This window comes from Streptomyces sp. VNUA24 (assembly GCF_029167005.1).
Taxonomy (GTDB): domain Bacteria; phylum Actinomycetota; class Actinomycetes; order Streptomycetales; family Streptomycetaceae; genus Streptomyces; species Streptomyces scabiei.
Genome location: NZ_CP119143.1, coordinates 3,401,385 through 3,415,477, shown reverse-complemented (window position 1 = coordinate 3,415,477; position 14,093 = coordinate 3,401,385). Strand labels below are relative to the sequence as shown.

Here is a 14,093-nt window from a genome sequence, read left to right as displayed (position 1 = left end):
ATCCTGCGGCCGCGGGCGGACGCCGCGCACGCCGAGCGTGTGGCCGCCTCGCTGGCCGCGCGGGACAGCGCGGTGAAACCCACCGCGGAGGTGACCCGATGGCTGGAGGAGAGGCGTGACGCCCACGCCTTCCGGGTGCGCCGGATTCCCTTCCGTGAACTCGACGGCTGGCACTTCGCCGCGGACACGGGCGACCTCGTCCACCGCAGTGGACGGTTCTTCGCGATCACGGGACTTCACGTGGCGGTCGAGGGCGACCGCACGACGTCCTGGCGGCAGCCGGTGATCCGGCAGCCCGAGACCGGGATCCTGGGCCTGCTCGCGAAGGAGATCGACGGCGTTCTGCACTTCCTGATGCAGGCCAAGATGGAGCCGGGAAACCCCGGCATGCTCCAGCTCTCTCCGACCGTCCAGGCCACGCGCAGCAACTACACGCGGGCCCACGGGGGAGCGAGGGTGAAGTACCTCGACCACTTCCTCAGCCCCGAGCCCGGCCGTGACCACGTACTCGCGGACTCCCTCCAGTCCGAGCACGGCTCGTGGTTCCACCGCAAGAGCAATCGCAACATGGTGGTGGAGACGCGGGACGCCCCCGTCGTGGACGAGGACTTCTGCTGGCTGACCCTCGGCCAGATCGGTGAACTTCTGCGTCTCGACGACGTGGTGAACATGGACGCGCGCTCGGTGCTCGCCTGTGCGCTGCCCGACGGCGGCCGGCAGGCGCTGCACCCCGACACCGACGTGGTCTCCTGGCTGACCGCGGAGAGGTCCCGGCAACCGCTGCTGGCCCGTCCGACGCCGCTTCGCGAGGTGGCGGGATGGACCGTCGGCGAGGAGGCGATCGAGCGCCCCGACAGCCGCTACTTCCGGGTGGTGGCCGTCGCTGCGGAGGCACCCACGCGGGAAGTGACCGGCTGGTCCCAGCCTCTGGTCGAGCCCTGTGGCGAGGGGATCGCCGCCTTCCTGACGCGCCGTTTCGGAGGCGTACGGCACTTCCTGGCACAGGCCCGCGCCGAGGGAGGACTGGTGCACGGGCCGGAGGTGGCGCCCACGGTCCAGTGCACACCCGGCAACTACGCGCACCTTGCCCCGGCGGAGCGTCCCTTGTTCCTGGACACGGTCCTGGCCTCCGCCGGAAGCCCTCGGATCCGCTACGAGGCGGTCCACTCCGAGGAAGGGGGGCGCTTCCTGAACGCGCAGAGCCGTTACCTGGTCATCGAGACGGACGAGGAGCAGACGCCCCGCGAACCGCCGCGCGGCCACCGCTGGGTGACGTACGGCCAGCTCGCCGCTCTGGCCCGGCACGGGCACTACCTGAACGTCCAGGCCAGGACCCTGCTCGCCTGTATCGGCACCAACCCCGAGTTACGAGGAGACGCCCTGTGATCGCCGATTCCACGACGGAATCCATGGCCTACAGCACCGAGCACGCCGAGATATACGACAGGATCCACGCGAGCCGCGGCAGGGACTGGGCCGCCGAGGCCGACACGCTCGCGGACATCGCCCTTGAACTGCGGCCCCGTTCGGTCTCCCTCCTCGATGTCGCCTGCGGCACGGGGGAGCACTTGAGGCGCTTCGCCGAGCGCTTCCCCACCGTGGCCGGGGTGGAACTCTCCCAGGGCATGTGCCGGATCGCCCGGGGGAAGCTGACCGCGGTGCCCGTCCATCAGGGTGACATGCGCGCGTTCGATCTGGGACAGCGCTTCGACGTCGTCACCTGCATGTGCTTCTCGCTGGGCTACATGACCTCGGTGGACGAGCTGAACCAGGCCGTCGCGAGCATGGTGCGGCATCTGAACCCCGAGGGTGTCGTCATCGCCGAGCCGTGGTGGTTCCCGGAGAGGTTCCTCGACGGGTTCGTGTCGGGCGCGGCGACCCAGGACGAGCACGGCGTGATCAGCCGAGTCTCGCATTCCGTCCGGGAGGGGCGCAGCAGCCGTATGACCGTGCGCTACACGGTCGCCGGCCCGGCCGGCATCACGGACTTCACCGAAACCGAGGTGCACTCGCTGTTCACACGCGACGAGTACGAGACCGCCTTCCGCCTCGCCGGTGTGAAGGCGGTGTTCCGCGAAGGCGGGCCCAACGGGAGGGGCCTGTTCGTCGGGACGCACACGTGATCCACGGCCACCCACACCCAGAGGAGGACCCATGCGTGTCATGATCGCGACATTCCCGTCGACTTCGCACCTCTACCCCGTCATCCCTCTCGCCTGGGCCCTGCAGAGCGCGGGCCACGAGGTCTGCGTCGTAGGACACCCCGGTATGGGGTCGGACGACATGGCGGCCACCGTGACCGCTGCCGGAGTGATGGCCGTACCCGTGGGGGAGAGCGTGGCCACCGCCGACGTGGCGGCGGAGGAGGGCAGTCACCTGGACATTCCGCCCGACGCCTTCGCCCTCGACGTGCAGACCAGCGGCCCGGCCGAGTGGGAACTGCTCCAGCAGCGGCTCCTGTCGATCATCGGCCAGTGCTATCCGCTCGGCGACGACAAGGGCATGGTCACCGATCTGGTCGACTTCGCCCGCTCATGGGGGCCCGATCTCGTGCTGTGGGACCCCCTGTGCCTGCCCGCCGCGGTCGCGGCACGGGTCGCCGGAGCCGCCCACGCCCGAGTCCTGTGGGGCCAGGACAAGATGGGGTGGGTCTGGGAGCGGGTCGGCGGACGCTCCGCCGAACGCGACCCGATGGCACGGTGGATGCGGCCGCTGCTCGATCGGTACGGGTTGGACTTCTCGGAGGAGATGCTGCTCGGCCAGTGGAGCGTGGACCTGGTCCCGCAGGCGGCGCGGCTCCCTCTGGACACCCGTACCGTGCCGCTGCGCTGGGTGCCGTACAACGAGGCGTCAGTCGTCCCCGACTGGCTTCGGGAACCCCCGGAGCGCCCCCGTGTCTGTCTGACCCTGGGTGTCAGCTCACGGCATCTGTTCGGGAAGGACACCGGCTTCCCGCTGGAGGAGATGCTCGACGTCGTGGCCGGCTTCGACATCGAGGTGGTGGCCACGCTGAACCGGGCGCAGCTGACGGGCCTCGACCGAATCCCGGACAACGTCCGTACCGTGGACTTCGTCCCGCTCAACCAGCTGCTTCCCTCGTGCGCGGCCATCGTCCACCACGGCGGCTGGGGGACCTTCTCCGCCGCGGCCACGCACCGGGTGCCGCAGCTCATCCTCCCGGTGCCCACGTGGGACGAGCGGGTCGCCGCGCGGTACGCGGCGCGGCGCGGCGCGGGCCCGCTGCTGCACCCGGCGAACCTCACCCCGGAGGAGCTGGGCCGACAGCTCCGCCGCGCCCTGGAGGAGCCCGACTTCCGGCAGGGCACGGCCGCGCTCCGGAGCGACCGTCTCGCGACGCCCTCGCCCGCGGAGATCGTCCCCGTCCTGGAGCGGCTGACGGCACATCACCGCGGCCTGCCGCCCGGCTGAGCCGGTCCGGCACCGGTCGGCAGAAACCGAGGAGTGACGATGGAGTACACACAGCTGGGTCGCACCGCCCTGCGCGTCAGCCGACTGTGTCTGGGCACGGTCAACTTCGGCGGCAGGGTCGACGAGGACGCGGGTCACCGCCTCATGACCCGGGCGCTGGAGCACGGGCTGAACTTCCTGGACACCGCCGACATGTACGGCTGGCGCGTCCACAAGGGGTACACCGAGGAGACCATCGGCCGCTGGCTCGCCGACGACCCCTCGCGCCGGGACCGCGTCGTGCTGTCCACCAAGGTGGGCAACGAGATGTCCCCGGCGCCCAATGACTGCGGGCTGTCCGCCCGTCACATCGTCGCCTCCTGCGAGGCGTCGTTGCGGCGGCTGGGTACCGACCGGATCGACCTCTACCAGATGCACCACATCGACCGCAGCGCACCCTGGGACGAGATCTGGCAGGCCATGGATCTGCTCGTCGGCCAGGGCAAGGTCCTCTACGTGGGCTCCTCCAACTTCGCGGGCTGGCATGTCGCGATGGCACAGGAGGCGGCGCTGCGCCGGCATGCGCTGGGGCTGGTCTCGGAGAGCTGTGTCTACAACCTGGTGTCCCGCCAGGTCGAACTCGAACTTCTCCCCGCGGCCCGGGCGTACGGCATGGCGGTGCTGCCCTGGTCCCCGCTGCACGGCGGTCTGCTGGGCGGCGTCCTGGACAAGCTCCGTGAGGGTAGGGCCGTCAAGTCGGCACAGGGGCGTGCGGTGCCGGCGCTCAAGGAGCACGAGCAACGCATCGAGTCGTACGAGAACCTGTGCCGGGAGATCGGCGAGCCGCCCGCCCGGGTGGGCCTGGCCTGGGTGCTGTCGCGCCCCGAGGTGACCTCGCCGGTGATCGGACCCCGTACGGACGAGCAGTTGGACGGGGCGGTGGCCGCGCTGGGGCTCCGGCTCGGCCCCGACGTCCTGGGCCGTCTGGACGAGCTGTTCCCCGGGCCGGGTGCCGAGGCGCCGGAAGCGTGGATCACCTGACCCTCCTCTGCCCTCGCGTCGTCCGTTCGCCGTGTACGACCGCCCGGTCCCGTGCCCGAGGCGGTGGTCGGCGCGTCCTGTTCATCCCGTTCACCACGACACTTCCGAGGAGCCATGCGATCGAGACATCCGGCGCCGGCCGGCCCCGTGCCGTACGCACGTCGTTGCGCACAGGCGTTGAACAGCCTGCACTCCATCCTCTACTTCACCGCCGACCTCCGTGAGGAACTCGCTCCCTTCGGTGTCGAGGAGCACTCCAGTGTCTACATGGCGGGCCGCGCCGCGCCGCTCGGGGCGGTCGGTTCCGAGCTGGTCACCGGCGTGTTCAACTCCTTCGCACCCGGCTTCGTGGCCTCCAGGGTGCCCGCGGTGTGGGACGGTGTCTCACCGGTGCGGGCCGTCGAGGCCCGGCAGAGGGCCGCGGACACGGTTCTGCGGCGCCTGCTGGGGCGGGCCGTCGTGGAGTCACGGGCCATGGCTGACGCGGCCGAACTGGCCACCGAGGCCGCTGCGGCGGGTTCGCTCGCCGGCCGGCCTCTCTATGCCGCCAACGCAGCCCTGGTCCGGCCGGACGAACCGCACGTCGCCCTGTGGCACGCCGCGACGCTGCTGCGCGAGCACCGCGGGGACGGACATGTCGCGGTCCTCGACTGGTTCGAGGTAACCGGCCTACGGTCGCTGGTCCTCGACTGCGCGAGCGGGCACGGCATGCCGAAGGAGATCGTCATGCCGATGCGCGGCTGGACCGAGGAGGAGTGGTCGGCCTGCCGCGACCACCTGGCCGCGAGCGGCCTCATCGACGGCCAGGGCAGGCTGACCCCGCAGGGAGCCGAACTACGGGACGAGATCGAGTACGACACCAGCAGGCTCGACCGGCAGCCCTACGAGGCCCTGGGCGGCGAGCGCACCGAGAAGCTGGCGCGGTTCGTGCATGGACTGGTCAACAGCGCGGCGGACGCCGGTGTGTTCCCCCCTCCGCTGCGTGATTTCTTCGCCCCGCCCACCGAGAAGTGGAACGACCTGTGAGCCGCGCCGTCCGCAGCGCGTGCGACCGACTCACCCGGAGAGAGGACCGAACATGACGTCAGCCCTGGCACCGGGCGTTCCCGCACTGTTCTCACCCGCCTACTACCAGAATCCGCACCCCACCCTCGCCTGGCTCCGCGACCATTCGCCGGTCCACGAGTTCCCCTTCCCGGTCGGCGAGGTCCGGACCTGGATGGTGACGCGGTACGACGACGTCAGGGCGGTCCTCGCCGACTCCCGGTTCAGCGCGGAGACCGGCGCCTGGGCCGGCGACGATTTCCGTGAGGCGGGGCTGGTCAGCGCCGCCGGGACGATTCTCGAGCGGGGCATCGCCGTCATCGATCCGCCGGACCACACCAGGCTGCGCAGACTGGCCATGAGCGCGTTCACCACCCGGCGGATCGAGCAGTGGCGGGACACCGTACGGTCGGTCGTCGACCGCGTGCTGGAGGACTGCGCCCGGCGCGGCACCTTCGACGTGATGGACGACTACGCGGGTGAGGTGTCGGCCGGTGTGCTGAGCGCCATCCTCGGCTTCCGCATCGAGCGGCACCGTGAACTCGTCACCGCCCTCAACGAGGCGTTTCCCTCCGATCCGGCGCTGATGCACCGGGTCCCGGCGGCGTTCGGCAGGATCTGCGAGTACGCCGGGGAACTCGTCGAGGACAAGCGGCGCCATCCCGCCGACGACCTGACCTCGGCCCTGATCCAGGCCCGTGACGAGGAGAACCGGCTCGACGGCGACGAACTGACCGGTCTGGTCGCGGCGTTCATCATGGGGGGCAGCGACACCGTACGCGGCTTCATCGGCAACGCCGTCCTGGCGCTGCTGGACCATCCCGGCGAAACCGCCCGCTTGCGCGCGAAGCCCGGCCTGGCAAGGAGCGCCATGGAGGAACTGCTCCGCTACGAAGGGGCGTTGCACACGGCGCTGTTCCGGGTCACCACGGAGCCGGTGGAACTGTCGGGCGTCAAGCTGCCCGCCGGGGCCCCCGTGATCGCCGGGCTGCTCGCGGCCAATCGCGACCCGCGCCGCTTCGCCGAGCCGGACCGCCTGCGCCTCACCGGCGAGAGCCCGCGCCATGTCGGCTTCGGACACGGTCTGCACAACTGCATCGGCGCCGCCCTGGCACGGATGGAGGGCGAGATCGCGGTACCCGCTCTGGTGACCCGCTTCCCCGGCCTCGCCCTCGCGCTGCCCCGGGACCAGGTGCGCTACATCGAGAACTGGGCCATTCGGCGGCTGACGTCGCTTCCCGTCACCCCGCGGACGGAGCGCGGAGAGCCATGACGCGAGCCGTGGCCCACGTGGACCGGACGCTCTGCTTCGGCACCGGGATGTGCGAGGCGATGGAACCCACGCTGTTCGAGCTGACCGAGGACGGACACGCCGTTTTCCGCACCACGGGGGTCGGGGAGAGCGAGCGGCACGACACGGGCGGCGACAGCGGGCTGACGCGCCTGCGGGAGATCGCCGAGTGCTGCCCGGCGGGCGCGATCACGGTGACCACGACACGGAGCTTGGTACGAAAGGTGCACCCAGGTATGGAAGGGGATGTGATCGTCGTCGGAGCCGGCCCGGCGGGGCTCATGCTCGCCGCGGAGCTGCGGCTGGCCGGAGCGTCCGTCGTGGTCCTGGAGAAGGAGGGCGGCCCCAACTCCGAGTCGCGCGGCATGGGCTTCACGGCCCGCACCCTGGAGGTTTTCGAGCAGCGGGGGCTGTTGGAGAGGTTCGGCCCTCTCGGGCGGGCGCCGGGCGGCCACTTCGGGAGCGTGCCGGTGGACTACGCGGTCGGGGACGGCGCGCACGCGAGCGCCACCGGCGTCTCCCAGGCGCGCACCGTGGCGGTACTGGGCGAGTGGGCGCGGGAACTCGGCGTCGAACTCCGCTACGGACATCGGGTGGTCGCCGTGGAGGACGAGGGCGGTCAGGTCACGGTCGGGGTGGAGACGGCCGCCGGGGAGCAGCGGATGACCGCGCCCTACCTGGTGGGGTGCGACGGTGGCCGCAGCCTGGTACGCCGGTCGTACGGCTTCGACTTCCCCGGTACCGACGCGACGACGGAGCTGCTGCTCGCCGACGTCCGCGGCCTGGAGCTGGACCCCCTGTGGTCGGGAGGGCGGCGCCCCAAGGGCATGCTCCTCGCGGCACCCCTGCCCGACGGGGTGATGCGGGTGGTCGTACATGAACGCGGCGAGCCGCCCAGGGTGCGTTCCGGGCCGCCCGACTTCCACGAAGTGGCCGAGGCGTGGCAGCGGGTCAGCGGGGACGACATCTCCGGGGCCACGCCCGTCTGGGTGAGCTCCTTCGGAGACGCGGCCCGGCAGGCGAGCGAGTACCGGCGCGGGCGGGTCCTGCTGGCCGGGGACGCCGCGCACGTGCACCTGCCGGCCGGCGGCCAGGGCATGAACGTGAGCATCCAGGACGCCGTGAACCTGGGCTGGCGGCTGGGAGCCGTGGCGACGGGGCGCGCGGATGAGTCCCTCCTGGACGCGTACCATGCCGAACGGCACCCGGTCGGTGCGGAGTTGGTGCGCAACACGCGCGCCCAGGCGGCACTGTTCCTCGGTGGTGAGGAGATGCAGCCGCTGCGCGAGGTGCTCGGCCATGTCTTCCGCGGCGAGGAGGCGGCCCGGGAACTGGCCGGCATGGTCAGCGGACTCGACATCCGCTACGACGTCGGCCCGGGCGACCACCCGCTGCTCGGTCGGCGGCTGCCGAAAATCTTTCTCTCCCTGCCCGGCGGCGGCCGGAGCACCAGCATGGAACTGCTCCACCCTGCCCGAGGAGTGCTCCTGCTGCTCGGCCCGGACCACGGCGGCACGGCCGTGGCCGAGGGCTGGAAGGACCGGGTCGACGTGGTGACCGCGCGTCTCGACGGTGACCCCGGGACGAGCGAGCTGTCCGGCACGGACGCCGTTCTGGTCAGGCCGGACGGGTACGTGGCGTGGACGAGCGCCGACGGCGACCTGGAGACGGCCCTGCGCCGCCACTTCGGCCCGGCCTCGGTGTGAGTCCCCAGCACGGACGAACCTCGTACGGAACACCTCGCACGCGATCCGGACGTGCGGGGGAGGACCAGCCCTCGTGGAGACGGCCATGACCGAAAGCGTTGCCGAACAGACCACCACGCCGGACATCGCGCGCCCCGACGCGCGCGCGGTCTTCGTCAGCCACTGGTACGTGGGAGACCCCGACCGGGCGCGGTCCGTGCTCGACGGTGTCACGGACGCCTGGCGGCGGGCCCCGTGGCCCGAGGAGGTCCTCACCTTCTCGTGCTACCTGAGCGTGGAGGGCGACACGGTGATGACCTACACGCAGTGCACGGGTGCCCTCACATACCGGGAGTTCGTCGGTGCCCTGCCCGTCGCCGACGCCCGCAGGGAGCCCGTCGAATACCGGCTGCACCGCAGCGTGGTGACGGAACCCGCGGCCGCGCCGCCCGGGGCGCTCGTCACCGCCATGTTCGACGTCGACGGGCCCGAACGACAGCGATTCATCGTGGACTCCATCGCCCGCCGGCTGGAGGAGGCGCCGGCGGACGAGCACGCGGGCATGATCGGCTCCCACTTCCACCTGAGCATCGACGGGACACGGGTGACCAACTTCGCGGAGTGGACGACCGACGAGGCACATGCCGCGTTCCTGGAAGGCGGCACACGGCACGGAAATCTGCGGGTCACGGAACAGACGCCGGGCGTGCGCCCGATCGGCTTCCGGCGCTACCACCTGCACCGGAGTCTCGGCTCGTGAACGTCCGGAAACCGCCCTCAACCAGGCCCGATCAGGCGCCTCGGGAAGGTTAACCTGCAGGCGGGGCACGGTAGTTCACGCTTGTGAAGACCGTGCCCCGGACAGTTCCCGACACCGAGGAGAACCCGAGCATGACCCCTCCGACGACGGCCCCCTTCCCGGACGTCAGCCGTTCCGACTGCGGCATCGTCCTGGTCACGCCGCTGTACGTGGGCTCAGCCGACGCCCAGCGCGCCGAGGCCGAACGAGTCATGGCCCCCTATCGGGAAGGACCGCTCCCGGAGGGCATGCTCTCGATGAGCGTCTTCACCTGCACCGAGGCGGAGAACGTTCTGACGTACGCGCAGTGGACCTCCGACGAGGTCTACCGCGAGTACGTCCGCGGCACGGGCCGGTACGACAAGGAGCCCGACGCCGTCGAACCCGTCCGGTATCGGCTGTACCGGGGCCGGACCCTGGAACCGGGCAGCGTTCCCACTCTGCTCGTACCCCCTGTCTTCGACGTCGACGGCCGGGAGCGGCAGCGGCGCGCGGCGGACAACCTGCTGGACGGACCGCTCGGCACGCCGTTCGCCGGCCTGGTCTCCTCGCACTTCCACATCAGTGTGGACGGCACGCGCGTTCTCAACTGGGCACAGTGGGTGGACGAGGAGTCCCACGAGCGCTTCATGCAGAGCGAGCGCCCCAAGGAGTGCTTCGAGGCGCTCACCATGCCCGGAGTGCGCGGCATCGGGGGCAAGCGCTACCGCCTGGCCGACTCGGTGGTGCGCTGACGGAAAGACAACCGCTTCGGGACAGAGCGCTCCGAACGGGCTGACACAGGTGGGCAGGGCCCCTGTCCGGACGACGATCCTCGGATCGGCCGTCCGGACAGGGGCCCTGCGCGTGCCTGACGACTGCCGGCCGTTCGCCGTCTGCCCGTGTGGACGCAGGCCCTGGATCAAGGAGGAGAGGACAGATGGACACGGATGTGATCGTCGTGGGCGCCGGTCCGGCCGGGCTCATGCTCACCGGCGAGCTGCGCCTGGCCGGCGTGGACGTCATCACGCTGGAGAAACTCCCCGAACGGACCGGCGAGTCACGGGGACTGGGTTTCACCGCCCGCACGATGGAGGTCTTCGACCAGCGCGGCCTGCTGAGCCGTTTCGGGGAGGTGGAGACCAGCAACGTGGGCCACTTCGGCGGGCTGCCCGTCGACTTCGGCGTGCTCGAGGGCGCCCACCAGGCCGCGAAGACCGTTCCCCAGTCCCACACCGAGGCCGCCCTGGAAGCCTGGGTCGGCGACCTGGGGGGTGACCTGCGCCGCGGCCACGAGGTGCTCTCCGTCACCGACGAGGACGACCACGTCGCTGTCGATGTGCGCACTTTGGACGGTGACCCGGTACGGCTGACGGCGCGATATCTGGTCGGCTGTGACGGCGGGCGCAGCATGGTCCGCAAGGCGGCGGGGTTCGACTTTCCCGGCACCGCCGCCACGATGGAGATGTTCCTCGCGGACGTGCGCGGCCTGGAGCTGGCCCCCCGGATGATCGGTGAGACCTTCGAGGGCGGCATGGTCATGGTCGGCCCGCTGCCCGGCGGTGTCACCCGGCTCATCCTGTGCGAACGCGGCACCCCTCCGCAGCGGCGCACCGCGGCCCCCTCCTACGAGGAAGTGGTCGCCGGCTGGAAGCGGGTCACGGGGGAGGACATCTCGCACGGTGAACCGGAGTGGGTCAGTTCCTTCGGGGACGCCACCCGGCAGGTCACGACGTATCGGCGCGGTCGTGTCCTGCTCGCGGGAGACGCCGCCCACATCCATCTGCCGGCCGGTGGGCAGGGCATGAACACCAGCATCCAGGACGCGGTCAACCTCGGTTGGAAGCTCGCCGCGGTCGTCCGGGGCAGGGCCGGAGAGGAACTGCTCGACACGTACCACACCGAGCGTCACCCCGTCGGCACGCGTCTCCTGCTGAACACCCGCGCACAGGGCCTGCTCTTCCTCTCGGTGAGGGGGTGCCTTCCGTCCCGAACCGCCGGGACGGATCGGGACTCGTGCGAAAGCGACTGGGTTGTTGCGACACGTGCTCCTCCTGCGGAACGGCCGTGGGGGGCGGGAGAACGCGGGCTGCTGCGCTCGAGAACGGATGCTCTGTGCGGGACACCGGTACGCCGCGGTGCGCGTAGTGACTCTGGCATACGTACTGGCCGGTCGGTGTGGTTGATGGCACCTTGGTTGACCATGCTCCTCAACTGCGTTGCGCCGAACGATCTCTTGCTCATCCCTGTCGTACCGACAGCGACGTGACCGCCCTTGGAGGGCCTGGTGGAAGGAACAGCATGAACAACGAGCACTTAAGGCTGGCCGTGGTGGTCGGCAGCGTCCGTGACGGCCGGATGGGCATCGACGTGGCCCGTTGGGTGGCCGCCCGGGCGGCCTCGCACGGGAGGTGGGACGTGGACCTTCTGGACCTCGCCGATCACCCACTGCCCCTGGACGTCCCGGGCATGGGCCGGCCCCTGGACGCCGAGGTGCAGCGCGTCAAGGACGGGATCACGCCCCGGGTGGCCGCAGCCGACGCCTTCGTGGTGGTCACACCCGAGTACAACCACTCCTTCCCCGCGTCGCTCAAGAACGCGATCGACTGGCATCTGCAGGAGTGGGCGGCCAAGCCGGTGGGCCTCGTGTCCTACGGGGGAATGGGTGGGGGGCTGCGGGCCGCGGAACAGCTGCGGCAGGTGTTCCCGGAGGTGCACGCGCTGACCATCCGGGAAGCGCTCTCCTTCCACAACGCGTGGGGAGCATTCGACAACGGGGGAGCACCGCAGGGCGCGGAGGTGGCCGTCAAGACGTTCCTCGACCAACTCGCCTGGTGGGCAGACGTGTTGAGCGAAGCCCGGCGCAACCGCCCCTACCGGTTCTGATCACACCGTGCCTGCCGCCGGGGTCGGGGAGCGGGAGGGCGCGCTCCGGCGCCCGGCAGTCCGGCCCCGGCCCGGGGCGGCCGGATGGGCAGGTCCCCCTGGGCGTTTCACGTCCCCCGGCTGCCCGACAACCTACGGAGATCGCATGTCAGAGTCCGCCCGGGCACCGATGACACCGAAACGGACGCCGTCGTCCCCGGTCGTGGAGAAGGTCGAGTTGGCGGCGGGGGACGTACGGTTGTCGGGACTGCTCGCTCTCCCCCGCGGGCAGGAGCCGCGCGCCGTGCTCGTCGCGCTCCACGGCGGAGGCATGGGCGCGGGCTACTTCCACGGCCAGGCCGATCCGTCCCTCTCGTTGCTGTCCCTTGCGGCCGCGACCGGTTACGCGGCCCTCGCCATGGACCGTCCCGGCTACGGCGCTTCCGCGGGCCGCCTGCCGCACGGCATGCGCCTGGCCGAGCAGGCCGCCTGCGTGCGGGCAGCGCTGCGTACCTACGCCGTCGAGCGTGGGCAGGGTGCCCCGTTCTTTCTGGTGGGCCACTCGCTCGGCGGCAAACTCGCCCTGACGACGGTCGCGACGGCGGAACCGGAGGACGGGCTGCTGGGGGTGGACGTCTCGGGAGTCGGTGAGCGATGGGCCCTGTCGCCGACCCAACTCGCCACTGTCGGACAGCGACACGACCACCGCCTGCACTGGGGGCCGCTCGCACTGTATCCACCGGGTACGTTCCGGCTGGCGCGGCATCTTGTCGGTCCCGTCCCGTCCCGCGAGGCCGAGGAGATCCCGCAGTGGCCTCTCCGGTACGCCGGACTGGCCCGCCGCATCCGGGTCCCGGTGCGTTTCACCTTCGCCGAACACGAGCGCTTCTGGGCCTGTGACCCCGAGGCCGTACGGGAACTGACCGCCCCCCTGCTCACCCCGCTGGTACGCACCGACCGTCTGACGGGCGCCGGACACAACATCAGCCTCGGCTACGCGGCACGCCGCTATCACCTGAGCGTGCTGTCCTTCCTGGAGGAATGCCGCGCCCGCGCCACCGCATGAACGTCGGACGACGACATCGTCCCCGCCGTACGCGACGAAGCGGCTGAACCCACGGATTTCGGCAGCCGTCGGGCACGGCGGCGGGCACAATTGATCCGGTCCCCACCGGCGCCGCCACCGAGGCGATCGACGGGACGGGTGGCCGCCAAGGACACGACGGGGGGCGCGGGTGACGGAAGTCGAGGACCACGTCGGTGTCGGGCCCGGCGGACCCGGGAAGCGGTCCGCGCCGTCCGTGCTGCCGTCGGTGCTGCGCGGGTGGCTCGGGGTGGTGGCTGTTCTCGCCGGGCTGGGCGTCGCCACGGGTGCGGTTCTCTTCGCCGGTGACAGTGAGCCCGGTGCGGTGGACGCGCGGGTCTCGGCGGTCGTGGACGGGGTGGGGCCGCCGTGGCGGCACGTCGCTCTGGCCGTCGACTTCCTCGGGGAGCCCGTGGGGGCCGCGGCGCTGGTCGTGACCGTCGTGGCGGGCTGTCTCCTGCTGCTGCGGAGCCTGCGGGCCGCGGTGTTCGCCGTCGCCGCGATCGGCGTCACCGTGGGAGCGGGCACGCTGCTCAAGTCGCTGGTCGGACGCACCATCCACGGCGACGGCAACCTCTCGTACCCGAGCGGGCACACCGCCTTCCTCACCGCCCTCGCCCTCGTGGTCGCGCTGCTCGCGGCCGGCCGGCTCCGCCTCGGCAGGGCGGCCGGCCTGTCCCTCGTGCTCGCCGTGGCGCCGGTCGCCGGGGCCGCCATGGGCTGGGCCCAGGTCGCCCTGGGCGCGCACTACCCGACCGACGTCCTCGGCGGCTGGTGCACCGCGCTGGCGCTGACACCGGCGACCGCGTGGCTGGTGGACCGGACGGCCGACGGCCGACGGCGTCGCTGACCCGCCCCGGACCACCCGGCGGTCGGGCACCGGCTCGCCGACCGGCC

General features: G+C 71.4%; 13 protein-coding genes. All 13 read left to right on the top strand.

Features of this window, described 5'->3' with window-relative positions:
• Positions 1-39 precede the first annotated feature (39 nt).
• The 13 genes from PYR72_RS14205 to PYR72_RS14145 all read left to right on the top strand — a co-directional run bounded on the left by PYR72_RS14205 (position 40) and on the right by PYR72_RS14145 (position 14,046).
• A complete protein-coding gene (locus PYR72_RS14205) occupies positions 40-1,386 on the top strand; it encodes an NDP-hexose 2,3-dehydratase family protein (RefSeq protein WP_275460410.1) in 1,347 nt (448 codons plus the stop codon).
• A complete protein-coding gene (locus tag PYR72_RS14200; protein WP_275455702.1) occupies positions 1,383-2,123 on the top strand; it encodes a class I SAM-dependent methyltransferase in 741 nt (246 codons plus the stop codon). Before PYR72_RS14205 ends, PYR72_RS14200 begins: the two co-directional genes overlap by 4 nt.
• A gap of 40 nt (positions 2,124-2,163) precedes the next feature.
• Complete coding sequence (locus tag PYR72_RS14195; protein WP_275455701.1) at positions 2,164-3,429, top strand: activator-dependent family glycosyltransferase; 1,266 nt, start codon at positions 2,164-2,166, stop codon at positions 3,427-3,429.
• A 39-nt stretch (positions 3,430-3,468) separates the two neighbouring features.
• A complete protein-coding gene (locus PYR72_RS14190) occupies positions 3,469-4,449 on the top strand; it encodes an aldo/keto reductase (protein ID WP_275455700.1) in 981 nt (326 codons plus the stop codon).
• 177 nt (positions 4,450-4,626) lie between these two features.
• Positions 4,627-5,475, top strand: a complete 849-nt coding sequence (locus tag PYR72_RS14185; protein WP_275455699.1) for a hypothetical protein — start codon at positions 4,627-4,629, stop codon at positions 5,473-5,475.
• 52 nt (positions 5,476-5,527) lie between these two features.
• Entirely contained in the window at positions 5,528-6,766 is a 1,239-nt protein-coding gene (locus PYR72_RS14180) for a cytochrome P450 (protein WP_275455698.1), read from the top strand.
• Positions 6,763-8,490, top strand: a complete 1,728-nt coding sequence (locus PYR72_RS14175) for an FAD-dependent monooxygenase (protein ID WP_275455697.1) — start codon at positions 6,763-6,765, stop codon at positions 8,488-8,490. Before PYR72_RS14180 ends, PYR72_RS14175 begins: the two co-directional genes overlap by 4 nt.
• Before the next feature lie 85 nt (positions 8,491-8,575).
• The gene (locus PYR72_RS14170; RefSeq protein WP_275455696.1) at positions 8,576-9,229 is read left to right on the top strand and encodes an antibiotic biosynthesis monooxygenase; all 654 of its coding nucleotides are present in this window, start codon (positions 8,576-8,578) and stop codon (positions 9,227-9,229) included.
• Positions 9,230-9,360: 131 nt separating this feature from the next.
• Complete coding sequence (locus PYR72_RS14165) at positions 9,361-10,002, top strand: monooxygenase (RefSeq protein ID WP_275455695.1); 642 nt, start codon at positions 9,361-9,363, stop codon at positions 10,000-10,002.
• Positions 10,003-10,187: 185 nt separating this feature from the next.
• Positions 10,188-11,516, top strand: a complete 1,329-nt coding sequence (locus PYR72_RS14160; protein ID WP_275455694.1) for an FAD-dependent monooxygenase — start codon at positions 10,188-10,190, stop codon at positions 11,514-11,516.
• Between the two features lie 32 nt (positions 11,517-11,548).
• A complete protein-coding gene (locus PYR72_RS14155) occupies positions 11,549-12,133 on the top strand; it encodes an NAD(P)H-dependent oxidoreductase (protein ID WP_275455693.1) in 585 nt (194 codons plus the stop codon).
• Between the two features lie 145 nt (positions 12,134-12,278).
• Entirely contained in the window at positions 12,279-13,178 is a 900-nt protein-coding gene (locus PYR72_RS14150; RefSeq protein WP_275455692.1) for an alpha/beta hydrolase, read from the top strand.
• A 169-nt stretch (positions 13,179-13,347) separates the two neighbouring features.
• Entirely contained in the window at positions 13,348-14,046 is a 699-nt protein-coding gene (locus PYR72_RS14145) for a phosphatase PAP2 family protein (RefSeq protein WP_275455691.1), read from the top strand.
• Positions 14,047-14,093 lie beyond the last annotated feature (47 nt).